Origin of the sequence: Anaerophaga thermohalophila str. Valhall, assembly GCF_000250735.1 — a bacterium.
In the GTDB taxonomy this organism is placed as follows: domain Bacteria; phylum Bacteroidota; class Bacteroidia; order Bacteroidales; family Marinilabiliaceae; genus Anaerophaga; species Anaerophaga thermohalophila_A.
The window spans coordinates 18,843-44,342 of the sequence record NZ_AHZV01000041.1; the positions used below are offsets into that span (position 1 = coordinate 18,843).

Sequence of the window (25,500 nt, forward strand, 5' to 3'; positions counted from 1 at the left end):
TTCCGGCAATAGCCGTTAAAAAAACCCTAAACGCAGAGACGCAATGACGCAAAGTTTTTATTAGAAGAGAGTTGTGGTTTGTGCTATGAAGAATATTCAACAAAAAACCCCGGCTAAACCGGGGTCCGTTAACAATATAAAATTCCTGCACTCTATACCAGTTTATTTGTAGCAGTATCGGGAAAAACAAAAACCGGTTTATACTTTTTAGCCTCTTCAACAGGCATAGAAGCATAGGTTATAATTATGACTGTATCTCCCACAGCTGCCTTGCGTGCAGCAGCTCCGTTTAAGCATATCACTCCCGAACCGGGCTCGCCTTTTATTACATAAGTTTCAAGACGTTCCCCGTTGTTGTTGTTGACCACCTGTACCTTTTCATTTTCAATAATGTTGGCCGCTTCCATCAATTCGGCATCGATGGTGATACTACCCACATAATTAAGATTGGCTTCGGTGACCGTAACATTGTGTAATTTTGATTTTACAACCTCTATGTTCATTACTCCACTTATTTGTAAACGATATTATCAATAAGTCGGATTTCACCAGCAAATACTGCTATACATCCAACAATATAATTGCTTTCCTCCCAACTGTCAACAGATTGCAAAGTGTTTCCGTCAACAATCTGAAAGTACTCCAGTCTCAGGTCCTTATTCCTGCCGATACTCTCCCTGACAAATTTTTCGGTATCGGCAACTGAACTATTCTTTGCAAAATTACAAGATTCAAATAAAGTTTTGGCTATCATCGGGGCACTTTTTCTGTGTTTTTCCGATAAAAGCCGGTTTCGCGAACTCATAGCCAGTCCGTCAGACTCCCTGATTACAGGACATGCAACAACTTCCGTTCCAAGATTCATCTGTCTGACTAAATCGCGTATAATAACAAGTTGTTGAAAGTCTTTCTGACCAAAAAAAGCCTTATCGGGTTTAACCATGTCAAAAAGTCGGCTCACAACCTGCGCTACACCGTTAAAATGTCCGGGACGGTGTTTACCTTCCATTACTTTATCCAGATGACCGAAATCGAAAACCCGTTTGTCAGGTTCGGGATAGATTTCCTTCACCGAAGGCGCAAAAAGAAGCTCGCAGGGAGTTGTTTTCAGAAGTTTAATATCTTCTTCCAGATTCCGGGGATATCGTTCCAAATCAGAAGGATCATTAAACTGTGTCGGATTTACAAATATACTTACAACAACAACGTCGCTAACTTTTCCGGCATTCCTTACGAGGGAAAGATGTCCTTCATGAAGCGCCCCCATCGTCGGAACAAATCCAACCTTTTTCCCGGGTTTTCTGAGAACGGCCAACCGTTCCTCCAGTTCATTCCTGGTTTTTACTACTTCCATAAGAGTTAACAGATCATTAGAATTTTAGCCTGCTGAATCTGCACTAAAAGAGCTGTTTTTGTCATAATCGAGGTACGAAAATTTTTGAGTTTGAATTAACTAATTGGTTATAAGTAATTAAGAATCTCCCTGACCATTAAACCGGCAAAAAACAACTTTTCGGTGCAGACTCATAACTGCCTAACTGCGGGCAATTAAAATATTTCACGCCATTGCTTGATCATTCTCAAATTTTCAAAAAACGCGGCAAAATAAAAAATAATTCTCATAACGGAAAGAAATTTTCTTATCCCAAGGCATCAGGGATAACATCCACTTGTAAGGGACAACAAAACTTCCCCGGAGGCAAAATGAGACGGATGATCAACGTAAATTCATTCACCAATAAGGCGGTTTTCCACAAGAATATCTCCGGAATGATTCAACAACAATTTCATGGAAACATTGATAATCAACCCAAAAGAAATACCAGGGAAATATTCAACTTTGTTTAGATTGCAGATTTTTTGTACTTTTGTGGAATATTTATCTTAATATATCCTTGAAAAATGGAAAATAACAAGGTCCTATTCATCTCGCAGGAAATAACACCCTATCTGCCCGAAAATTCAATGTCGTCTCTTTGCAGAAACCTTCCCCAGGGCATTCAGGAAAGGGGCAAACAAATCAGAACTTTTATGCCCCGTTTTGGTAACATCAACGAAAGACGCAACCAACTGCACGAAGTCATTCGTCTTTCGGGCATGAATCTGATTATAGATGACACCGACCATCCGCTGATAATAAAGGTGGCCTCCATTCAGGCGGCCAGGATGCAGGTCTATTTCATCGACAATGAAGACTATTTTTCCAGAAAAAATACCATCTCGGATGATGATGGCAAGGAATTTGATGATAACGATGAACGCATCATCTTTTTTGCCCGGGGTGTACTCGAAACAACCAAAAAATTAAGATGGGCACCCAATGTAGTACATTGCCAGGGATGGTTTACTGCCCTTGCTCCTTTATATATCAAAAAAGCAATGAGTGAAGACCCTTACTTTGCAGGTGCCAGGGTGGTATATTCTGTTTTTGACGATGACTTTAAGACTGCGCTCAATCCGGGCATTAAAGAAAAGGCGAAAGTTGAGGGAATAAAAGATACTGATCTGAAAATACTGAACCCGGCCAATTTTATCAATCTTACAAAACTGGCCATTAATAATTCAGACGGAATTATTCAGGGGTCGGAAAAGATAAATCCTGAAATTGAGAATTATATAAAACAGTCGGGAAAACCTTTTCTGGAATATCAACCCGAAGATCAGTATATTGACGCTTACAACAAATTTTACGACAGCCTGTAGTTAGTGCTCGTCTATAAATTACGCGAAAGTTGTTTCTGATCATGTGCCTGTTCAGAAAGTGTCATTTTCAAGATTTGCCAGGTCCGAAAATACGGAGTTTACTCATCGTAAATAAGTAATTTGGCTGCGAGCGTAACACAACAAATGGTACTTTATGAAGAGACACCAAGTAGTATAGACTTGCAGGAAATAAGGAATAACATACCCAAAAAACAATAAAAGCTTTTAACCTGTATTATTCATAAATCAGGTTTCAAATATCAACAAACTATTGAATAATTTTTAATAGTGACTTTTTAGAACGCCAAAACTGATTGGATTTTTATGCTGAATAAACTAAAAATTAGGTTTTTATTACCTTTTCTTATTGTACCGGTTGCAGTATTTGTTTCATGCGAAAACGAAACAGGAACCTTAGGTTTGGATGTTTTACCACAAGATGAACTATTCTCAGGCGCCGATGAAATCGCTTATATGCCCGTCAGTAATGAAAATCCGACACGGCTCCGTTCCGACGATGTGGATTATACCATTATTGGTAGTGTAGATGATCCTTATGCCGGAAAGACCGAGGCTTCGTTCATTACACAGGTAAATATCGGAGAGTTTACTGGCGAGTTAGACAAAACCGACTCCCTGAATGAATATTTTGTTGACTCTTTGGTTTTGAATCTTGCCTACCGTGAAAATTACTGGCTTGGGGATAAAGATGCACGCCATTCCGTCCAGGTTTACCGGTTCACTGAACCGTTGAACTACTCAACCGATTATTATTCGGATATGGAAGTTGAAGGGCTATATGACCCGAGTCCTGTTGGAGAACGAATAAGCAGTGGCTGGGATGCTTTGGCTGATTCGGTTTGGGAAGAGGAGGATTACATCCACCAATGGCAGATAAAACTAAACAACGACCTTGCTGAAGAAGTCTTTAACTACTCAGAAGATGTAATGAATTCCCGCGAAACATTTATGAATACTTTCGGAGCATTATTTGTGAAATCGGAATTACTGGATTCGGACACCCCGGGCTCACTTATCAGGATTAATATCCTGGCCTCCGAATCAAACATGCGGCTGTACTATTCCTACAATGTAATAGATTCTGTTACAAATGAAGTAGATACAACCATGCATAGCTCCTATACGTTCCCTATCAACGAAGAATGCGTCAGAATCAACCGTTTTACCCACGATCACGAGGGGAAAGTGGAATTTTCAACCCCCGACGCAGAACAGTTTGTGGTGCAGGGAATGGCAGGAAGCTATGTAAAAGTAGATTTTAACGATGTAGAACTGGAACCCGGAGTGGGTTTGTTTGAATTCTGGGAAGAAAAGTTATCCGCAAATACGAATAATGATAGTTCACAATATCACGGAATAAGTGCTGTAGACATTTACTTTGAAGCAGATACAACGCTTCAGCTCGGTGATGAAGACTTTTACTCTCCTATCCCGCAGGCCCTCGCGCTGAACATCATGAATGATGACGGGGAACTCGAAATCCCTCCATACTACTATCTGAGTAAAGAAGCCGCAGAGGCCGAAGGCATAGAAAACTATAAAGAAGACTGGTCACCCGAATTTGAAGATGGTACCTACAATGAAGAAACAGGTAAATACAGGTTCCGTATGAGTAGAGAGACTTTCCGTATGATGGTTGAAAAGCCGGAACTCAGAGGACCATATTATCTCACACCATACAACACCTCTACTTTTCCCTGGAGGCTTGTCCTGAAAAACAATCCATACTCAGAGAACCCCGTACCTTACTTAAGAGTTAAGTATGTTTCAGTTTCAAAAAAATAATTCGGAACAAAAATAAAATACTAAAAATTATTAAAAATATAAAAAACGCTTTGCAGATTTAAAACTCGTAAAGCGTTTTTTGTTTTCAGCAGCAAAATTTTGTTATAAACACAGGGGCCCTTGAGGTTCCCCTCATTCTCAGACAGAACATGACTCCATAGATGGTCAAATGGTTAAACCAATGAACATTATCTAATTCCTCATGCTCCCAGCCTGTCACTTTCAGAAACCTATTTTCCACTCTGCAATTCTCTTCCCCTTTTCACTTTACTCCTTGCTCTATGCTCCATGCCCTATCTTCTGCATTCAGCCTGATGGTTTCTTATCTTTATATCTAAAAATCTAATAGTGAGTGCGGTATAAAAAACATATTTTTGTAAAAATCAAGGCGTTTAAAATTTTGTACCAGAGTTAACTCGTTGTTAATGAGGGCTCAAAATTTAAAACAACACAGAGTTTGGCAATAAAGATGCTTTTTTGACCGTGCTCAATAGTCGTTTATGGTAATGTTTGCCATGCCCGTTTCAGTCACTAAAAATGACGTCCCGGCAAAATGCTGTTATTAAACATATCTGCATCCCGATAACATTTGTAATCCCCTGGAAAGTAAAAAAATAATCTTTATCCTTTTATGCAAATTCTTAACAATTCCAAATGCGGATTGAACCCTGAATTTTTGTTTGATAATTACAAAAGACTTATTTTAGAGCCACAAATTCAGATTAAAAAGTCGTTTCTACCCGATAAAAACTGGAACTATGACAAAAAAACTTCAGGACCTTACCGAAAAAATTTACAACGAAGGGGTACAGAAAGCCAAAGAAGAGGCCGATAAGATACTAAAAGAGGCCAGAGAAAAAGCTTCGGCCATAGAAAAAGAGGCCCGGAATAAGGCAGAACAAAAAGTTTCCGAAGCTGAGAAAAAGGCCGCAGACACAAAAAAACATGTTGAAGCCGAAATGAAAATGGCTCTGGAACAATCTGTTGCTGCCCTCAAACAGGAAATTACCAATCTGGTTACCATGCAGGCCATCGAACCCACCACCAAAGAATTATTTTCCGACAAAAAATATCTTGGAGACCTGATCGTAAAAGTCGTTGACGGCTGGATCAAAAAAGAAAGCATGGATCTGGAAGTAATACTGCCCGAATCGGAACGGAAAAAAATGGAAGAACATTTCCAAAAGCAGCTTGCTCAACATCTGAACAAAGGCCTTAAGCTCACTTTCTCGAAAAATCTGAAATCGGGCTTTAAAATTGGTCCTGCTGACGGAGGGTATGTAATCAGCTTCACCGATGAAGATTTCAACAATTTCTTTAGAGCGTACCTGAGACCAAAATCTACCGAATTACTCTTTAAAAAGAAAGAAAAGAAATAAAATATATGTCGAAAGGTTACTATTGTCTTGTTGCCGGACTTCCCGACCTTGTTCCCGAAGAAAAGAAACTGACTTTCTCTTCGGCCGACTTTCGGGAAATGATGGAAGACGAGCTGGCCCCCGGGGATTTCGCTTTGCTGCGGCTTTTCTATCTGCCATTTGACCATGAAAACCTGATCAATTTGTTCTTCAAGGAGGAAAAAGAGTGGGACGATCGGGGAAACTTCAGTAAGGAAGAGTTGGAGCCGCTGACAGACAGGAAACAGGCCTTCACAGCAGAAATGTCGCACTTCCCCCCCTACTTGTCCGACTTTGTCTTTGACATGCATGGCGACGATGCTAAAGACACCCGCGTGGAAGCCGGTCGAAAATTGTCTGCTGAATACTACGATTATCTTGAAAGTTCAAAAAATCTTTTTGTCAGAAAGCTTGCAAAATATCAGCGCGACACATCGAATGTTCTGACCGCCCTGAACGGCCGCAAGTATGAACTGGATTTTGAAAAGGCCCTGATAGGAAACAATGATGTCACCAATGCTTTAAAGAAGAGTCGTGCCAGGGATTTCGGACTGAAATCGGAAGTTGAGCATATAGAAGACCTTCTACAGATATTCGAAATAGAAAACCTGAAAGAGCGGGAACTCAAACTTGATGTGCACAAATGGCATTTTGTTGAGGATGCCACCTTCTTCAATTACTTTACAATAGAAAAAGTACTGGCTTTTCTGCAAAAACTCTTTATAGCAGAGCGCTGGATTCATCTTGACCCCGAAAAGGGACGCGAAATGTTTGAAAAATTATTCAATGAACTGAAGTCGGGATTTGAATTCCCCGAAGAATATACATTGACCTATGGAAAAAAACGATAAAACAACCGGAACGGTATCAGGGATCATTGCCAACCTTGTGGTGGTAGATATTTATGGTCCGGTGGGACAGAATGAGATTTGCTACATCGCCCACAACGAAGAGCGATTAATGGCAGAGGTCATAAAAGTGACAGGAAAACAGGCCTATGTACAGGTATTTGAGAGCACACGCGGGTTGAGACCCGGAAGCAAAGTTGAATTCGAAGGTCACATGCTTGAGGTGACGCTTGGCCCGGGCATGCTTTCCCGAAATTACGACGGACTGCAAAACGACCTCGACAAAATGGATGGTGTTTTCCTGAAACGTGGAGAATACACCGATCCCCTGGACAGAAAAAAGAAGTGGAACTTCAAACCCATAGCCTCAAAGGGTGACGAAGTAGTCGCCGGCGATTGGCTCGGTGAGGTAGAAGAAAACGGAATGCCCCACCGTATTATGGTGCCATTTAAACTTGAAGGTACCTACAAAATTAAATCAATAGCAAAAGAAGGTGAATACACCGTTGATGACGAAATTGCCGTCATTGAAGACAACAACGGAGATACCATTTCTGTTAACATGGTGCAGAAATGGCCGGTAAAAGTACCCATCAAAACTTACAAAGAAAAACCGCGTCCGTTCAAGCTTCTGGAAACCGGTGTTCGCTGTATCGATACATTGAACCCAATTACCGAAGGCGGAACCGGTTTTATCCCCGGCCCCTTTGGAACAGGAAAAACAGTGCTACAGCATGCCATTTCCAAACAGGCCGAAGCCGACATCGTAATCATGGCTGCCTGTGGTGAACGGGCAAATGAGGTGGTGGAAATTTTTAAGGAATTCCCCGAACTTGATGATCCCAGAACAGGTAAAAAGCTGATTGAAAGAACAACCATTATCGCCAACACTTCAAATATGCCCGTAGCGGCTCGTGAAGCTTCGGTTTACACAGCTATGACGCTTGCAGAGTATTACCGTTCTATGGGACTGAAAGTTCTTCTGATGGCCGACTCCACTTCGCGATGGGCGCAGGCATTACGTGAAATGTCGAACCGTCTTGAGGAACTTCCGGGGCCGGATGCCTTCCCAATGGACTTATCGGCCATTATTTCAAACTTTTATTCACGTGCAGGTTTCGTATACCTCAACAATGGAAAAACCGGTTCCATCACTTTTATAGGTACCGTATCACCGGCCGGGGGTAACCTGAAAGAACCCGTTACCGAAAACACCCGTAAAGCAGCCCGTTGCTTCTATGGTCTTTCGCAGGATCGTGCCGACAGCAAACGTTATCCCGCCATCGACCCCATCGATAGTTATTCAAAATATCTCGAGTATCCCGAGCTTCAGAAAACCCTCGGGGAAAGTCTCGATGAACACTGGCTTGATAATGTACTGAAAAGCAAAGACGTTCTGCTCAGGGGAAAAGAAGCCAACGAACAAATCAACATTCTTGGGGACGATGGTGTTCCCATTGACTTCCACGAACGCTTCTGGAAAGCCGAGCTTATCGACTTTGTAATTCTTCAGCAGGATGCTTTTGATAAAGTTGATGCATCTACCCCACTTAAGCGGCAGAAATATATGCTCGAGAAGGTGCTCGGTATTGTGGATACCGATTTCGAGTTCAGGCACTTTGAAGAAGTTGGCGACTTTTTCAAACGAATCATCAATCAATTCAAACAGATGAACTACTCGGAATTCGAATCGGATAAATTCAAAGGTTTTGAAAAAGAGCTTGATGAAATGTTGAAAGAGCATGCGGTAGAAGAAAAAAAGAAGGAAGAAGAAGCTGTATAGTTTAGTCATCAGGGGTCAGCTTTGAATGGATCTCAGCTCTTACCCCCCCAAATATCCCATGCGTTGGGTTGATATAGACAAACAACTTACGAAACAGGTATCGCAAAAATTGCCATAATAGATTTTTAGATTTAAGATGAAACGAGCTTGTTGACAAAGATTGTCACAAAAGAATATGTATAAAATCAATCATGCGAGTTCCATCATGCCAATAACTTAGACTAATTTTTTACTGATGAAACGAGTCCTGATTGCTCGGGACAAGTTCCATTAGACCTTAATAAAAAAATTTTATACGAATGAAAAGTCAGGCATTTCAAAAGGTATATACCAAACTAAACAACATCACTAAAGCCACTGTATCGCTTACCGCCAAGAATGTAGGATACGATGAGATGGCTGTGGTCAACGGGCGGATGGCCCAGGTTGTGAAAATTGTTGGCGACCAGGTCGTTCTTCAGGTTTTTTCAGGTACGGAAGGAATTCCTACCGATGCTGAAATAACATTTCTGGGGAATCCGCCACAGATAAAAGTAAGCGACGAGCTTTCGGGCAGATTTTTCAATGCTTATGGTGACCCCATCGACGGAGGCCCCGATATTGAAGGTGAAATACGCGAAATCGGAGGTCCGTCGGTGAATCCTGTTCGGCGCGAACAGCCCTCACAACTTATTGCCACCGGTATCGCAGGAATTGACCTGAACAACAGCCTTGTTTCGGGGCAAAAAATCCCTTTCTTCGCTGACAGCGATCAGCCCTACAACCAGGTAATGGCCAATGTGGCTTTGAGAGCTAAAGCCGACAAGATCATTCTGGGAGGTATGGGGCTTTCAAACGACGATTATCTCTATTTTAAGCAGGTATTTGACAACGCCGGAGCACTCGACCGTATTATAAGCTTTGTAAACACGACAGAAGACCCGCCGGTTGAGCGATTGCTGGTTCCGGATATGGCTCTGACGGCTGCCGAATACTTCGCTGTTGACAAAAACGAAAGTGTGTTGGTTCTTCTGACCGACATGACACTCTTTGCCGATGCACTCAGTATTGTATCGAACAGGATGGACCAGATTCCGTCGAAGGACAGCATGCCGGGTTCGCTTTATTCCGATCTGGCCAAAATTTATGAAAAGGCCGTACAGTTCCCGACGGGAGGCTCTATTACCATTGTGGCGGTAACCACACTTTCGGGGGGAGATATTACCCACGCCATACCCGATAACACAGGTTACATAACCGAAGGACAGCTTTTCCTGAGAAGGGATACTGATATCGGAAAAGTCATTGTTGACCCGTTCCGTTCATTGTCACGACTGAAACAGCTGGTTATTGGAAAACAAACGCGCGAAGACCATCCACAGGTTATGAATGCGGCCGTTCGTCTTTATGCCGACGCTGCCAGCGCCCGTACCAAACTGGAGAATGGGTTTGACCTCACCGATTACGACGAGCGAACACTGGATTTCGCCAAAGACTATTCGGAAAAACTGCTGGCAATTGATGTCAATGTTGACACGGATACCATGCTTGACATCGCCTGGAAGCTCTTTTCCACCTATTTTTCTAAAGCAGAGGTGGGAATCAAAAAAGAACTGGTGGATAAGTACTGGAAAAAGTAAATGAACCGTAGCATAAAGAAAGTAAGCCATCGATACTCTATTATGTTAATCATTAAATAAGAGGTAATAGTAACGAAAGAAGGAGAAAACGTGGCCATAAAATTTCAATATAATAAGACATCGCAACAGGCTCTTGCCAAACAGCTGCAAATAAGAGAACGCGCTTTGCCGACCCTGAAGAACAAAGAATCGGCATTAAGAGTGGAAGTGAAAAATGCTAAAGATAAAGCCGTCGAACTGGAAGAACAGCTTAAAAAAGAAATGGGCCTGTATGATGATATGATCCGCCTTTGGAGTGAATTTGACCCTTCTTTGGTAAAAATTGAAGACGTGGAACTTTCCACTAAGAAAATTGCAGGGGTGCAGACACCTGTGCTTGAGAAAATTCACTTCGGAATACGCGATTATAACATGTTCGAAAAACCCGCCTGGTTTCCGGATGGCGTTGCCATTCTTGAAAAACTGGTTAAACTTGCCATTGAGAAGGAGGTATTTGAACGAAAAATGGAATTACTTGACTTTGCTCGTAAAAAAACAACTCAAAAAGTTAATCTATACGAAAAAGTTCAAATTCCGGGATTTCAGGATGCAATCCGTAAGATTAAACGTTTCCTTGAAGATGAAGAGAATCTGTCAAAAGCTTCCCAGAAAATCGTTAAAAACAGGCAACAAAACATGGAGGTGGAGTCATGATTGTACCAATGTATAAATATTCGTTTCTGGTATACCATGCCGACTATGATCAATTTCTTGATCACCTGAAAAAACTCGGTGTGGCACATATCGTTGAGCACCAGCACGAACCCACCACCGAAATGCAGGATTTATACCGGAAAATCAGTGATCTTTCCAAAACAATAAAAATATTGGAAAGCCGTAGAAAACAAATCCAGGATCCCGCAGAAGTCGAAAATATAACAGACAAATCGGGTGAAAAGCTCAACCAACGGATAACAGAAATTGAGAGCAGACTCGAACAAATACAACAACAACTTTCTTCCCTTCAGAAAGAGGAAAAACAGATTGAGCCATGGGGACAATTTACTTTGGAAGCCATAAACAGACTTTCGGAAGCCAATATAAATCTGCGTTTTCTTATCTGTCCCGATTCAAAATACAATCCTGAATGGGAAGAAAAATATCCCGTTGAACTTATTTCGGAAACCGACGGTTATTGTTACTTTATCTTTGTTGACAAGTCAGAGAACAAAGAGTTGCCCGAAGAAATGGAAGAGTCGGACGAGATGCCGCTGCCAGCTAACACTCTTGAAGACGTTCGTAAAGAAATTTCAACAACACAGGCAAAGGCAGACGAACTCAATCATGAGTTAGATAAGATTGCCGTACATGGTATTGAATTGCTTGAAGAATATCAGAAAAAACTGGAAGAGCAGTTGGCCGATATTAATGTCAGATTTCAAACAGTAGATGAAGTAGAAGGGAAAATACGGCTGGTTGAAGCATGGGTTCCAGAAGTAAAGGCAGACGAACTGGAAAAATGGGTAGATAAAAAAGAGGTTTATTATTTAAAAGAAGCGGCACGAAAGCATGAGAAACCACCCATACTGCTGCGTAATAACCGGTTTGCAAGATTATTCGAGCCGGTGGCCAAACTTTTTTCATTACCTTCATATATAGAATTAGACCTTACTCCCTTCTTTGCGCCTTTTTTCTTGCTGTTTTACGGATTCTGCCTGGGAGATGCGGGATACGGTCTGCTTTTGGTACTGGCTATTGCCATATACAAACCAAAAGCAAAGCCAGGCATGCGTCCCATACTGACACTTGCACAACTACTGGGACTGGCCACTATTCTTTTTGGGGCGATTACAGGAACTTTCTTCGGAATAAACCTGATAGAGAATCCTCCGAAATTCCTGGCTAATGCGAAAGACTTGTTTTTGGACAACGATCAGATGTTCACACTGGCATTAGCGTTCGGCGCTGTTCAGATTCTATTCGGGATGGTACTTAAAGCCATCAATCAAATCCGCCAACAGGGCTTTGGTTATTCATTATCAACATGGGGATGGTTCATACTGATTGTATCATCAGGAATATTCTACCTTTTGGATATGCAAAATCCGGAAGCAGGCCATTTTTTCGGTCCTGTACACACGGTATTGGTGGGTGCTTCGGTTCTGGGAATATTTATTTTTAACCACCCGAAAAGAAACATCTTCATTAATATAGGAGCAGGCTTGTGGGACGCATACAATATGGTTACAGGTGTAATAGGCGATCTGTTATCGTACATACGCTTGTTTGCCCTTGGCCTGGCAAGTGCCATTCTCGGACAGGTGTTTAATCAGCTAGCATTCGATCTGGCCCCTGATATTCCATTGATCGGCATATTGGTGACCCTGATTATCCTGCTGATCGGACACGGTATCAATATCTTCATGTCAGGGCTTGGTGCTTTTGTCCACCCGTTACGTCTTACATTCGTGGAATTTTATAAAAATGCAGGTTTCATAGGAGGAGGAAAAGAATATAAACCATATCAAAGAGTTCAAGTAAAGAATTAATAACCTTAAAAACAGGAATAATATGACTCCAATTGTATTGGCCTATATAGGCATTGGCTTGATGATCGCACTGGCTGGAGCAGGAAGTGCTTACGGTGTCTCTTATGGTGGTAACGCTGCATTGGGTGCTATGAAAAAAAATCCCGATGCATTTGGCAACTACCTTGTCTTGAGTGCACTCCCCGGAACACAGGGACTTTATGGATTTGCAGGTTACTTTGTAATTAATGCAACCGGCGTGCTTTCGCCCGATATTACTGCGATTCAGGGCGCAGCGGTATTGGGTGCCGGTATTGCTCTCGGAATTGTAGGGCTGTTGTCCGGAATCAGACAGGGACAAGTTTGTGCCAACGGTATTGCCGGCATCGGATCGGGACATGATGTTTTCGGGAGTACTCTGGTTTTGGCTGTATTCCCTGAGTTGTACGCTATCCTTGCATTTGCAGCAACATTTATGATCAGCGGAACACTTTAGTGAGAAATAACAATTTTCGAAAAAACCTGCTTCTTCTATTCGAGGCAGGTTTTTTTGTGAATAAACATTTTTTTTCAAGCAACTGTTACTATTTATTACTAACTTCGGCAGTAACAGACAGTTATAGATACTATTGTAAGATGTATGATCAATTAATATTTGTCCTTAAAGCAAATCATTATGTCAGAATACCGGCCTTTAACCGCCCATGAAATTGAAACACTCGAAAAGCAGGGATGTTTTAATGATGAGTGGAACAACATAGAAGTAAAAGACGGGTTCGACCCTTCATTCGTCAGGCAAACTTCTTTCTCTGGAAAAATAAGGCTTGGCCGCTTCCGGCGCAGTTTTCAATTTGCAGGAGGTGTTACCAAACACTCGGGCATTTCGAATGCTACCATTCACAACTCAACCATTGATGACGATGTTTACATCAGCCAGGTAAGGAATCAAATAGCCAACTATCACATAGAAAGCAATGTCATCATAGAAAATGTGGACTCCCTCACTACCGAAGGAAAATCCTGCTTTGGTAACGGAGAAAAGGTTGCTGTTTTAAATGAAGCCGGCGGAAGAGAAGTCCCCATTTTTAATGAATTATCCGCCCATACTGCTTACCTTCTTGCTTTTTATCGTCATCGACCCGGACTTATCGAGATGTTGAACAGCATGGTAGACACTTATTGTCAAAATATGTGTGCCGAAAAAGGGATCGTAAAAAGCGAGGCACGGTTACTCAACTCAAGGACCATCCTGAATGTAAATATAGGGACCCAGGCAACTGTTGAAGGCATTTACCGGCTGGTTAACGGCACCATCAACAGCTCACGTGAGCATCCATCCTATTTTGGACCGGGCGTGATTGCTGAAGATTTTATTGCAGCAAGCGGCGCAACAGTGACCGACGCCACCCTGATATCCAAATGTTTTATCGGACAGGGCTGCACGCTGGGAAAACACTACTCGGCAGAAAACTCGGTCTTTTTTGCCAACTGCCAGGGATTCCATGGCGAAGCCTGCTCAATATTTGCCGGTCCATATACCGTTTCGCATCATAAATCTACCCTTCTGATCGCCGGATATTACTCATTTCTTAATGCAGGAAGCGGCTCCAACCAAAGCAACCACATGTACAAGCTGGGGCCGGTACACCAGGGAGTAGTAGAACGCGGCAGCAAAACAACCAGCGACTCATACCTCCTGTGGCCGGCTAAAATTGGGGTTTTCTCCCTGGTTATGGGGCGTCATTACCGCAATCCCGACACATCTAATTTCCCTTTTTCGTACCTCATCGAAAACAAAGATGAAAGTTACCTGGCACCAGGTGTCAATCTGCGGAGTGTAGGAACCATGCGCGATGCCCGCAAATGGCCAAATCGTGACAAGAGAAAAGACCCCAGAAAACTCGATTACATCACATTTAACCTGTTAAGTCCCTACTCCGTAGAAAAGATGATCAAGGGAAAAGAGACACTCATCAAACTTAAAGAGACATCCGGCGCCACTTCGGATTATTTCATGTATAATAGTGTGAAAATCGAGGCCAAAGCTCTTGAACGCGGCATCTTTTTATACGATATTGGCATCAAAAAATTTCTGGGAAATGGTCTGATGAAAAAACTTGAATCAGAAGAGTATTCATCCATTGAGGAACTACATGAAGTTTTAAAACCTGCATCTGCCGAAGGTACCGGAGAATGGGTTGATATGGCCGGACTTATTGTCCCAAAAGAAAAAGTTCTCGAATTGGCCGAAAAGATTGAGAAAGGAAAAGTGAATACCTTCACTGAAATGAACGCAATATTCGGGGAGTGGCACCGCAACTATTACCCATGGGCGTGGAACCGGAGCTATGCCATGTTCCAGTCGGCCCTGAATATTAATTTAGCCACTATATCGAAGCAGCAATTGCTCGACTTTATTGAAGACTGGAAAAACGCGGTTGTCAGCCTGGACAAGATGATGTTTGAGGACGCGCGCAAGGAATTCACGCTAAAAGCGCAGACAGGCTTTGGGATGGACGGAGAAGATGAAATAAGAAACGTTGATTTTGAACAGGTTCGTGGCGCCTTTGAAAAACACCCGGCCGTGTGTGATATTCTTGAACACATTGAAAGAAAAAAGAAGCTGGCATCAAAAATATCAGAAAAAATAAACTCTTTGTAGAATAGTAAAACAAATCGACGAAATTTATGTGTGGCATTGTAGCTTATGTAGGAGAAAGAACCGCTTACCCTATACTGATTAAGGGCCTGAAACGGCTGGAATATCGAGGATACGACTCCGCCGGAATAGCCCTGATGAATAACGAGACGCATCTGTATAAATGCAAAGGAAAAGTAAAAGACCTTGAAAACATTATTAAAGGCCAGGAAATTTCAGGTTCCATCGGGATGGGGCACACCCGTTGGGCTACTCACGGGGAACCTAACGATATTAATGCTCACCCGCACAAGTCGGAAAAGGGTAAATTTATTGTTGTCCACAACGGCATCATCGAAAACTACGGTCACCTGAAAAAAGAGCTGACCAATCGTGGTGTTTCTTTCAGTACTGAAACCGATACAGAAGTTTTAGCCAATCTCATCGAAAACATTTATATAGAGAAAAAAGTCCCTGCCGAACTGGCTGTCCGGTTAGCCCTGACCAAAGTTGTGGGAGCTTACGGACTGGTGATTTATTGTACCGATGAACCCGGCAGGTTAATCGCCGCCCGAAAAGGAAGTCCGCTGGTAATCGGGATCGGTGAAAATGAGTATTTTATGGCTTCAGATGCCACTCCCATCATTGAATATACCGACAAGGTGGTTTTCCTGAATGATGAAGAAGTAGCGGTTATCGATCACGACAAGTTCGACCTTAAAAATCTGCACAATGACATCAAAACACCTCAGGTGCAAAAAATTGAGCTGAGCATTGACGAAATAGATAAAGGAGATTACGAACATTATATGCTCAAGGAGATACACGATCAGCCTTCTTCCATTGAAGATACTTTTCGCGGACGGATTTCGATGGACCACAGTAAGATTTTCCTGGGAGGAATACTGGATGTGCTTCCCAAGCTGATCGATGCCCGGCGGATAATCATTATAGCCTGTGGAACTTCGTGGCATGCCGGCCTGGTGAGTGAATATCTTTTTGAGGAATATGCAAGAATCCCTGTTGAAGTGGAATATGCTTCCGAATTCCGCTACCGCAAACCCATAATATACCCCGATGATGTGGTTATTGCCGTTTCGCAAAGCGGAGAAACTGCCGATACACTTGCTGCCATAAGAATGGTCAGGGAACAATCGGATGCTACCATACTTGGTATCTGTAACGTTGCCGGTTCATCCATTGCCAGGGAAACAGACGCTGGTGTTTATACCCATGCAGGCATCGAAATCGGAGTGGCTTCGACCAAAGCCTTTACGGCACAAATTACCGTGCTTACCATGATGGCATTCCTGATAGGACACAGAAAAAAGCTGATCCCCGAATCGGATTATGTAGCTCTGGTACATGCCCTGACGGAAATACCCGGCAAAATGAAAGAAATACTGGAACATGAAGGCTTCATAAAAGATGTGGCCAACCAGTATATTAATGTCTCCAACGCATTGTACATGGGCCGGGGAGTATTGTATCCTGTAGCACTTGAGGGCGCCCTCAAGCTGAAAGAAATATCTTACATCCATGCCGAAGGTTATCCTGCTGCCGAGATGAAACACGGCCCTATTGCACTGATCGACGAAAACATGCCGGTTTTTGTTCTGGCTGTTAAAGACGGCTCATACGAAAAGATTGTCAGCAATATCCAGGAGGTAAAAGCACGAAACGGGAAAGTTGTTGCCATTGTAACCGAGGGAGAGAAAACCATCAAAAAGCTGGCCAATCATGTCATAGAAATTCCGGCATGTCATCCGTCTCTGTCACCGCTTCTGGCAGTAGTCCCCCTGCAAATCATCTCTTACCAGATTGCTGTAATGCGAGGATGTAACGTTGATCAGCCAAGAAATCTGGCCAAATCGGTTACAGTGGAATAATTAGTATCTGTCCATAAAGTGTCATTTACTGTGTTACGCTCGTTCGAAAATTACTCATTTACGATGAGTAAACTCCGTATTTTCGGACTTCGCAGGCCTAGTAAATGACACTTTCTGAACAGACACACATATTGTGAAAATTTTTGTGAGTTCATGGACAAGCACTAATTACCGGTTGTCGTACTGCTGAGAATAATACTTTGCATAATCGCCGGAGATAACGTTATTCATCCACTCTTCATTGTCGAGATACCACTTCACGGTTTTTTCGATCCCTTCTTCAAACTGTAAAGAAGGTTTCCATCCCAGCCCGGTCATCAGTTTTGATGAGTCTATGGCATAACGTTTGTCGTGTCCGGCACGGTCTTTTACAAAGGTGATCAGCTTTTCCGAATCGCCCGGTTCCCTGTTCAGTGCTTTGTCCATTACCTGGCAAAGCTTTCGAATCAAATCGATATTGGTCCACTCGTTGTTGCCGCCTATGTTATAGGTTTCCCCGTTTTTCCCGTGGTGAAAAATAAGGTCAATGGCCGCGGCATGGTCTTCCACATAAAGCCAGTCCCGGACATTTTCCCCTTTTCCGTATATGGGAATGCTCTTTTTGTGTTTGATATTATTGATAGCCAAAGGAATCAGTTTTTCAGGAAACTGATTTGGCCCGTAATTGTTTGAACAATTCGAAATCACGACCGGCAGGTTGTAGGTATGATGCCAGGCCCGTACCATGTGATCGCTGCTCGCTTTTGAAGCAGAATACGGACTACGCGGATCATAGGCAGTCTCTTCGGTAAAATATCCGGTATTTCCTAAAGACCCGTACACTTCATCGGTCGAAATATGGTAAAACCGCTTGTCGTCAGGTTTTTCACCCCACACATCGCGTGCTGCATTAAGCAGGTTAACGGTGCCGGTTACATTGGTACGGATGAAAGCCAGGGGATCGCTAATAGACCGGTCAACATGCGACTCGGCAGCCAGATGAATAACGCCATCAGGCCGGTATTCACGAAATATCCGGTTAATTGCGTCCATATCGGTAATATCGGCCCTTATAAATTCATAATTGGAGCGGCTTTCAATATCCTTCAGGTTTTCCAGATTCCCGGCATAAGTAAGCGCGTCAAGATTCAGTATTTTATAGTCGGGATATTTATTTACCAAAAGGCGCACTACGTGTGACCCTATAAAACCCGCACCACCTGTTATTAATATTGTTTTGCCCATATTATTTTATGTTTCTGACATGCTTTTCCCATTCCCATGCACTCTTTAGTGTTTCTTCGAGTGTTTTCTCAGCCTTCCAGCCCAATTCATTATTCGCATACGAGGTATCGGCCCATATTTTTCAATATCGCCGGCCCGTCTTCCCACAACAGAATATTTTAATTCAACCCCGGTGGCTTTAATAAAAGCTTTCACTAGTTGCATTACCGAATATCCCTCTCCGGTGCCAACATTAAAAAATTCGTAGGATGCTTTCTGCTTGTTGTTAAGCAGTCGGTTGATGGCTACGACGTGGGCTTTGGCCAGGTCGACCACATTGATATAATCCCTGATGGCAGTGCCATCGGGTGTATTGTAATCGTCGCCAAAAATTTTCAGTTCATCCCTCAACCCGGCAGCTGTTTGGGTAATAAAAGGGACTAAATTATTCGGAACGCCTACCGGCAGCTCACCTATAAGCGCTGACGGATGAGCACCAATGGGATTAAAATACCGCAAAGCAATACAATTAATGCCCTCGGTGGCCCTGGCAAAGTCGCGCATAATATCTTCCGATACTGCTTTTGTGTTTCCATAAGGTGATTCGGCAGGCTTTCGCGGCGTATCTTCGGTAACAGGTAGTTTTTCCGGCTGACCGTAAACTGTACAACTGGAACTAAACACCATATAGGGAATCTTATGCTTCCTCATACTCCCGAGAAGATTCATTAGTGATACCAGGTTATTGTGATAATACTCAAGTGGTTTTTCGACCGATTCGCCTACAGCTTTGTAGGCGGCAAAATGAACAATGGCCTCAATCCTCCTATATTTCTCAAAAAATGCATTGGTTTTCTCCTGATCGGTAAGATTGAATTTCTCAAAAGCAGGACGTTTACCTGTTATTTTTTCGATGGCATCCAGCACTTCAATGCTCGAATTGGACAAGTCGTCGACAACCACTACATCAAACCCTTCGTTCTGAAGTTCAACTACAGTATGGGAACCAATATAGCCGGTTCCGCCGGTAACCAGAATTTGTTTGCTCATAGAAATGATGTTATCAGATTATTGTTTTCGTAGAGCACGTAAAATTAAGAAAAGGAAATTAAAGGCAAAATATAGGTTTTACCGGTTAATTAGTGTCTCTCCAAAAGTTACTAAGGCCGAGGATTGAAAATAAGGTTTTTCCCGTTCCAAATTCATTCATAGGTCATAGTAAATTTATTTTCCCAAAACCTTATTTTTTCCCCCAACCTTAGAAACCAATGAACCTCTACTGAATCAAAACCATATTACCTTATTGAAAGTTTTAAGGTCTTCTGATAATAACGGATAAACTCATTATACTCCTCCTCAAAAGTTTTTTTACGATGGTGTTCCGGTTGATTCAGAATATATCTGCAAACATTTTCAATATCTCCTTTTGAGACCGAAAAAGCAGAAGCCGATTGCTGCCACGAGAATTTCCCACTACACAAATGATTATCGTTTATGAAATTTTCTGAACTGTTTGCAATTACCGTAGCAATAGTTTCTTCGGAAAGAACTGGAGAACGAGAAATTAAAAAATGAACGTGTCAGGATTAGCATAAATGGCATACATCTTACAATCTTTGTTATTCACAATTCCTGTAATATACTTTTCAATACGATTCCTGTATTGTGGCTTTATCAAAGCTATCCTGTTTTGAGTAACAAATACAAAATGTGTATACAGGTTATTGTATTGGATTTTCATAACAGTTTGTTTTTTAATAGTTTTAAAGATTCATGTTAACTTGTATTATTTAAGAACCTAAAGATACAAAATAAGGTAATAAGGTCAATGTCATTCGATTAGTCTGCCATGTTACTAAGGTCGAGGATTGAAAATAAGGTTTTTCCCGGTCCAAATTCATTCATAGGTCATAGTAAATTTATTTTCCCAAAACCTTATTTTTCCCCCAACCTTAGAACCAATGAACCTCACTGAATCAAAACCTTATTACCTTATTGAAAGTTTTCTGAATTAATGATACAAACATCAGTTTCACCTTTTCTCTTCCGAATGCATACGCGGTTAGTTGTTTCTATTCTTATGTTTTTTCAAACACAAAATAAGATAATAAGGTCAGGGGTATGGTTGGGACCCTTTCATTGTTACTAAGGTTAAGGAGTGAAAATAAGGTTTTCCCGTTCCAAATTCATTCATAGGTCATAGTAAATTTAATTTTCCCAAAACCTTATTTTTTCCCCCAACCTTAGTAACCAATGAACCTCCACTGAATCAAAACCTTATTACCTTATTGAAAGTTTTCTGAATTAATGATACAAACATCAGTTTCACCTTTTCTCTTCCGAATGCATACGCGGTTATATTGTAAAGTAATATTTATGCCGTCAGCCTTGCCACTTACACTTTCTGAACAGACACATGATTAAGTAGTAATCCCCCCCCCTTACCAGACAGGCACAAGTTATTTCAGCCTTTAATCTGCCTTTATCAACACTTTATCAACACCTGTTTAAAACAAAACTATGCAAAGAGCGTATAAATTGTTTAAATTTGCAATATGGCAAGCATCGAAAAATACATATCGGATTTATTATGCCTGCACGATTGCGTTATTGTGCCAGGCCTTGGAGGTTTTGTGGCCAATTATAAGCCGGCCGGCCTTATTGAAGAACGAAATCTTTTTCAGCCCCCTAAAAAGGAAATCGGATTCAACAGGAGTTTGTCGCACAACGACGGACTTCTCACCAACCATATTTGTAAGCAGGAACATCTGTCCTGGAACGAAAGCACAGAGCGGATAAACAGTTTTGTCGAGGGATTTCAAACAAAGATCAATAATGGGGGAACATCTGTTTTTGAAGGCATCGGAACCTTCAGAAAAGATGCCCTGGGAAATCTTCAGTTCACCCCTAATGTACGTAACAAGCTTCTTCCTGATGCTTACGGTCTTACCGAATTCCATTTTGAACCGCTCCAATACGTCGCGCACCAACAGAAACGCGAAGAGCCGGTAAGACGGTTGTTGCGCAGCCGGTCACCCCGGTACTGGGCAACTGTTGCCGCAATGATTGCAGGCTTATTCCTGTTTACCCCGGAACTTAAAATGCCGGAACATCAGCAAATTGACACCGGTAATATTATTTCATCTGTAGCCGAAAAACCTGCAAGTGCATCACAGCCCGCAACCCATGCTCCGAAGCAACTCACCAATGCCGACATTAGCGCACCCGATATTCCCGAAAAGGCTGACATTGCATCCGGCCGGACGAATGATCAGGTTAAAACCCCGTTTCACCTGATCGCTGCCAGCTTTAAATATGAAGCTCCGGCCCAACAAACTGCCGAACAAATGAAAAAAGAGGGTTTTCCTGACGCAAAGGTTCTTCTCAACGGTAACGGCCGATTCCGGGTAGCATTGGAGTCTTTCGAAAAACGAGACAGTGCGGTTGAAAGACTTTTTGCTTTACGGGAAGACCCAAAGTTTGAAAACGTTTGGCTACTTGATGATTTATCAGGCAAATGATAAATTACCGGATTTGTGATCCGGGCTTTATTCTTGTGCCAGGCGCAACAAAGTCAAGGCGGCCGTCGGAATCCTCAGCCATCAGAATCATTCCCTGCGATTCGATTCCTTTAATTTTCCGTGCGGCAAGATTTACCAGGACACACACCTGACGTCCGACTATCTGTTCCGGCTCAAAAAATTCGGCAATACCTGAAACAACCGTTCGTTTATCGATTCCGGTATCGACTTTTATTTTCAGAAGCTTTTTGGTTTTGGGCACTTTTTTCAGCTTCCAGAATGGTGCCCACGCGCATATCCATTTTAGTGAACTCATCAAACGAGATATCGGCTTTTGCCGGCTCGGCTTCTTTATTCTCTGCTTCATTGCTGGTTTTAGTACGGGCCAGACGGTCCAGTTGTTCCCGGATTTTTGCGTCCTCTATTTTTTCGAAGAGCAACTTAGCCTCATTAATAGTATGGGCAGGCTTCAGGAGTTCAGTCTTACCACCATCGCTCCAGACGGCTTGCTGCATATTCAACATATCACGCATTTTTTGTGCCGTAAACGGGAGGAACGGTTCCATAACAATGGCAAGGTTGGCTGTAATCTGCAGCGAAATATTCATTATCGTTTTCACCCGCTCAGGGTTTGTTTTCTGTAACTTCCATGGCTCCGTATCGGCCAGGTACTTATTACCAAGTCGGGCAAGATTCATAGCTTCGCGTAGTGCTTCTCTGAATTTAAACTGATCAAGATTGTTCTCTACGCTGCTGACAATGGACGGAATCGATTCCAGTGTCTGAACATCAAAAGGTTCGGTTTCTCCCATCAGGGGAACTTTTCCTTCATAATACTTATGCGTCAGCACTACTGCGCGATTCACAAAATTACCAAGAATCGCTACCAGCTCATTATTATTTCGTGCCTGGAAATCTTTCCAGGTAAAGTCGTTGTCTTTTGTTTCGGGCGCATTCGCCGTCAATACGTACCGCAAAACATCCTGCTTGCCTTCAAAATCCTCCAGGTATTCATGAAGCCAGACAGCCCAGTTGCGGGAAGTTGAAATTTTATCTCCTTCAAGGTTCAAAAATTCATTGGCAGGCACGTTGTCGGGTAAAATAAATGAGCCCTCGGCTTTTAGCATCGTCGGAAATACAATACAATGGAATACAATATTGTCTTTACCGATAAAATGGATGAGACGTGTTTCTGGGTCTTTCCAGTATTTCTCCCACTCCGGTGTCAGTTCCCTGGTTGCTGAGATATAACCTATCGGGGCGTCAAACCAAACATAAAGCACTTTTCCTTCTGCCCCTTCGAGCGGCACGGGAACCCCCCAGTCGAGATCGCGGCTTACAGCCCGTGGCTGAAGGCCGAGGTCCAACCATGACTTACACTGACCATAAACATTGGGTTTCCACTCCTTGTGCTCTTCGAGAATCCACTTTTCGAGGAAGCTTTGATGCTGATCAAGTGGCAGGTACCAGTGCCTGGTTTTTCTCATTACCGGGGTACTCCCTGATATCATCGATTTGGGATTGATAAGATCGGTGGCATTAAGGGAAGTACCACAGCTCTCGCACTGATCACCATAGGCACCGGTGCTGTTACAATGCGGGCAGGTGCCGGTTATATATCGGTCGGCCAGGAATGTTCCTGCCTCTTCATCATAGTACTGGTCGGTTTCTTTTTCAATGAAAGCACCATTGTCGTACAATTTTTTAAAAAATTCCGAAGCGGTTTTATGGTGCATCTTACTGGTAGTCCGGGAATATATATCAAAGCTGATACCAAACTTTTCAAAAGAATCTTTGATAAGCTGATGATATTTATCTACTACATCCTGAGGGGAAACACCCTCTTTCCTTGCCTTCAAAGTAATAGGGACTCCATGTTCGTCCGATCCGCCAATGTGTAACACATCTTCACCTTTTAACCTGAGATAACGCACATAAATATCGGCCGGGACATATACGCCGGCCAGGTGACCAATATGAACCGGACCGTTGGCATAAGGAAGAGCTGTTGTAACAAGTGTTCTTTTAAAATTACTCATAATGTTGTATCTGAACTTTTTACAGGTTTATTTTCTGTTACTCTAAGCAATAATTGACAACAAAAATAAAACAAAACCGGGCAAATGAGCCGGGTTTTGTTTAACTTCACAAAGATAACCAAAGATGTTAAAATCTTGTACACAAAGCTCTAAGATATGTCAACAGCAATACCGCCATTTATAAAAAAAGGAGCACTCTTCGGGCTGGTTTCACCGGCCGGCAGAATTGATTCCGACGTGGTTCCCAGGGCCGAGGCTTTTCTGGAGAAGCATGGTTTCCGAAGCCGCAGGGGAAAATACGTGTCCCATGAACATAATCAATTTTCGGGAACTGATGAGGAAAGAATTGATGATTTGCAGGCTATGATTGACGATCCTGAAGTGGAGGTAATATGGTGCAGCCGTGGAGGCTACGGAACGCTCCGCATTATTGATACTCTGGACTTTTCGCGCATGCCTGTTCAACCGAAATGGCTGGTTGGATTCAGCGACATCAGTGTCATTCATGCAACACTTCAAAATAACTACAATACTGTATCGGTTCACGGCCCCATGCCGGTTAATCTTCCGGCAGACAACAACTACGGAGCGGAATGGAAACATCTCCTTGATTTACTTCAGGGGCATGACATAGTTTACCGGACACCTCCCAATATACTTAACAAGCAAGGAACATCAGCCGGTCAGCTGATTGGAGGTAATTTATCCCTTCTGGCAGCCATGACCGGTACCAGATATGATTTTGACCCGCGTGGAAAAATACTTTTCATAGAGGAAGTCGGAGAACAATTATACCATCTCGACCGAATGATGTACCAACTCAAACTCAGTGGAAAACTTGAGCACCTTAAAGGTCTGATAGTAGGGCACTTTACAGATATGAAAGACGGAAAAATTCCTTTCGGAAATTCAGCCCGGGAAATTATCAGAGACATAACGGAACACTACGATTACCCGGTTTTGTTTGATTTTCCGGCCGGACACGAATCGCCTAACGAACCTTTGCTGATGGGTGCTCAGATACATCTTCAGGTCTCCGACGAAGGCGGGTTGGTGGTGTATTAAAACGCCTTGATTTTGACAAAAATATGCTTTTTATACCGCACTCATCTATATTTAACACCAAAACACATGGCACAACATAATGAACTGGGCAAAAAGGGCGAGGATAAAGCTGCTTCATATCTGCTCGACCAGGGATACCGCATTGTGGAACGCAATTATCGCTTCGATCGAAAAGAAGTAGATATTATAGCATGGGACGATGATCAGCTGGTGATTGTGGAAGTGCGCACACGTGCATCAGAGTACCACGAACACCCCAGAGAGAGCATTACTCCAGCAAAAATGAATGCCATTGCCTACGCAGCAGAGGCTTATATTATTGAAAACGAACTCGACTGCGAAACCCGTTTCGACGTGATTTGCTGGTTGCCGCATGATAATGAAGACCAATGGGAAATGGAGCATATTGTAGATGCATTCCGGCCATTGCCCGGCTAAAAACAGATTTTGACCCAAATTCCTGCCGTCAAGAACTTAGCCTG

The 25,500-nt window shown here is 42.6% G+C and carries 21 protein-coding genes and 1 pseudogene; 15 read left to right on the plus strand and 7 right to left on the minus strand.

All coding sequences use genetic code 11. The features are described from left to right. Nucleotides 1-152 precede the first annotated feature (152 nt). Together panD and panC are read right to left on the minus strand one after the other, a co-directional pair. Nucleotides 153-503 carry an aspartate 1-decarboxylase gene (gene panD, locus OQ5_RS0101630; RefSeq protein ID WP_010420679.1) on the minus strand — a complete coding sequence of 117 codons (351 nt, stop codon included), beginning with the start codon at nucleotides 501-503 and terminating at the stop codon, nucleotides 153-155. 8 nt (nucleotides 504-511) lie between these two features. Further along, nucleotides 512-1,354, minus strand: a complete 843-nt coding sequence (gene panC, locus OQ5_RS0101635; protein WP_016775817.1) for a pantoate--beta-alanine ligase — start codon at nucleotides 1,352-1,354, stop codon at nucleotides 512-514. Between the two features lie 359 nt (nucleotides 1,355-1,713). On the opposite strand from panC, the gene OQ5_RS24030 reads away from it, so the two are divergent. From OQ5_RS24030 to glmS, 12 genes are all read left to right on the plus strand, one after another. Next, nucleotides 1,714-1,848 carry a hypothetical protein gene (locus OQ5_RS24030; RefSeq protein WP_255297333.1) on the plus strand — a complete coding sequence of 45 codons (135 nt, stop codon included), beginning with the start codon at nucleotides 1,714-1,716 and terminating at the stop codon, nucleotides 1,846-1,848. A 54-nt stretch (nucleotides 1,849-1,902) separates the two neighbouring features. Next, nucleotides 1,903-2,703 carry a glycogen/starch synthase gene (locus OQ5_RS0101645; protein ID WP_016775819.1) on the plus strand — a complete coding sequence of 267 codons (801 nt, stop codon included), beginning with the start codon at nucleotides 1,903-1,905 and terminating at the stop codon, nucleotides 2,701-2,703. 324 nt (nucleotides 2,704-3,027) lie between these two features. After that, nucleotides 3,028-4,509 carry a DUF4270 family protein gene (locus tag OQ5_RS0101650; protein ID WP_016775821.1) on the plus strand — a complete coding sequence of 494 codons (1,482 nt, stop codon included), beginning with the start codon at nucleotides 3,028-3,030 and terminating at the stop codon, nucleotides 4,507-4,509. Nucleotides 4,510-5,267: 758 nt separating this feature from the next. Continuing rightward, nucleotides 5,268-5,888, plus strand: a complete 621-nt coding sequence (locus OQ5_RS0101655) for an ATP synthase subunit E (protein ID WP_016775822.1) — start codon at nucleotides 5,268-5,270, stop codon at nucleotides 5,886-5,888. Between the two features lie 5 nt (nucleotides 5,889-5,893). Then, nucleotides 5,894-6,757, plus strand: coding sequence for a DUF2764 family protein (locus OQ5_RS0101660; RefSeq protein WP_016775823.1), 864 nt, complete (start codon nucleotides 5,894-5,896; stop codon nucleotides 6,755-6,757). Next, nucleotides 6,741-8,537 (plus strand): V-type ATP synthase subunit A, encoded by a 1,797-nt coding sequence (locus OQ5_RS0101665; RefSeq protein ID WP_016775824.1) that lies wholly within the window; start codon nucleotides 6,741-6,743, stop codon nucleotides 8,535-8,537. The genes OQ5_RS0101660 and OQ5_RS0101665 overlap by 17 nt, the downstream gene beginning before the upstream one ends. 299 nt (nucleotides 8,538-8,836) lie before the next feature. Next, complete coding sequence (locus OQ5_RS0101670; RefSeq protein WP_016775825.1) at nucleotides 8,837-10,156, plus strand: V-type ATP synthase subunit B; 1,320 nt, start codon at nucleotides 8,837-8,839, stop codon at nucleotides 10,154-10,156. Between the two features lie 90 nt (nucleotides 10,157-10,246). Beyond that, complete coding sequence (locus OQ5_RS0101675; protein ID WP_016775826.1) at nucleotides 10,247-10,849, plus strand: V-type ATP synthase subunit D; 603 nt, start codon at nucleotides 10,247-10,249, stop codon at nucleotides 10,847-10,849. Continuing rightward, nucleotides 10,846-12,684 carry a V-type ATP synthase subunit I gene (locus tag OQ5_RS0101680; RefSeq protein ID WP_016775827.1) on the plus strand — a complete coding sequence of 613 codons (1,839 nt, stop codon included), beginning with the start codon at nucleotides 10,846-10,848 and terminating at the stop codon, nucleotides 12,682-12,684. The genes OQ5_RS0101675 and OQ5_RS0101680 overlap by 4 nt, the downstream gene beginning before the upstream one ends. A 22-nt stretch (nucleotides 12,685-12,706) precedes the next feature. Beyond that, on the plus strand, nucleotides 12,707-13,159 hold the full coding sequence (locus tag OQ5_RS0101685; protein WP_016775828.1) for a V-type ATP synthase subunit K: 453 nt from the start codon (nucleotides 12,707-12,709) through the stop codon (nucleotides 13,157-13,159). A gap of 180 nt (nucleotides 13,160-13,339) precedes the next feature. Beyond that, entirely contained in the window at nucleotides 13,340-15,325 is a 1,986-nt protein-coding gene (locus OQ5_RS0101690) for a DUF4954 family protein (RefSeq protein ID WP_016775829.1), read from the plus strand. A 26-nt stretch (nucleotides 15,326-15,351) separates the two neighbouring features. Beyond that, the gene (gene glmS / locus OQ5_RS0101695) at nucleotides 15,352-17,190 is read left to right on the plus strand and encodes a glutamine--fructose-6-phosphate transaminase (isomerizing) (protein ID WP_016775830.1); all 1,839 of its coding nucleotides are present in this window, start codon (nucleotides 15,352-15,354) and stop codon (nucleotides 17,188-17,190) included. A 168-nt stretch (nucleotides 17,191-17,358) separates the two neighbouring features. Here glmS and rfbB read toward each other — a convergent pair whose 3' ends face one another. The 3 genes and pseudogenes from rfbB to OQ5_RS25185 form a co-directional block, all read right to left on the minus strand. Then, the gene (gene rfbB / locus OQ5_RS0101700; protein WP_016775831.1) at nucleotides 17,359-18,414 is read right to left on the minus strand and encodes a dTDP-glucose 4,6-dehydratase; all 1,056 of its coding nucleotides are present in this window, start codon (nucleotides 18,412-18,414) and stop codon (nucleotides 17,359-17,361) included. A gap of 45 nt (nucleotides 18,415-18,459) precedes the next feature. Then, entirely contained in the window at nucleotides 18,460-19,443 is a 984-nt protein-coding gene (galE, locus tag OQ5_RS19930) for a UDP-glucose 4-epimerase GalE (RefSeq protein WP_255297334.1), read from the minus strand. A gap of 245 nt (nucleotides 19,444-19,688) precedes the next feature. Then, nucleotides 19,689-20,134, minus strand: a pseudogene (locus OQ5_RS25185) (transposase). 814 nt (nucleotides 20,135-20,948) lie between these two features. Here OQ5_RS25185 and OQ5_RS0101715 point away from each other — a divergent pair. Further along, the gene (locus OQ5_RS0101715; RefSeq protein WP_016775834.1) at nucleotides 20,949-21,914 is read left to right on the plus strand and encodes an SPOR domain-containing protein; all 966 of its coding nucleotides are present in this window, start codon (nucleotides 20,949-20,951) and stop codon (nucleotides 21,912-21,914) included. A gap of 4 nt (nucleotides 21,915-21,918) precedes the next feature. Here OQ5_RS0101715 and OQ5_RS24035 read toward each other — a convergent pair whose 3' ends face one another. Continuing rightward, nucleotides 21,919-22,176 (minus strand): hypothetical protein, encoded by a 258-nt coding sequence (locus OQ5_RS24035; protein ID WP_016775835.1) that lies wholly within the window; start codon nucleotides 22,174-22,176, stop codon nucleotides 21,919-21,921. After that, complete coding sequence (gene metG / locus OQ5_RS19940) at nucleotides 22,124-23,953, minus strand: methionine--tRNA ligase (RefSeq protein ID WP_255297335.1); 1,830 nt, start codon at nucleotides 23,951-23,953, stop codon at nucleotides 22,124-22,126. Before metG ends, OQ5_RS24035 begins: the two co-directional genes overlap by 53 nt. Before the next feature lie 156 nt (nucleotides 23,954-24,109). Between metG and OQ5_RS0101725 the strand changes: the two genes are divergently transcribed. Continuing rightward, the gene (locus OQ5_RS0101725) at nucleotides 24,110-25,018 is read left to right on the plus strand and encodes a S66 peptidase family protein (protein WP_016775836.1); all 909 of its coding nucleotides are present in this window, start codon (nucleotides 24,110-24,112) and stop codon (nucleotides 25,016-25,018) included. Between the two features lie 66 nt (nucleotides 25,019-25,084). Next, a complete protein-coding gene (locus OQ5_RS0101730) occupies nucleotides 25,085-25,456 on the plus strand; it encodes a YraN family protein (RefSeq protein WP_016775837.1) in 372 nt (123 codons plus the stop codon). Nucleotides 25,457-25,500: the final 44 nt, after the last annotated feature.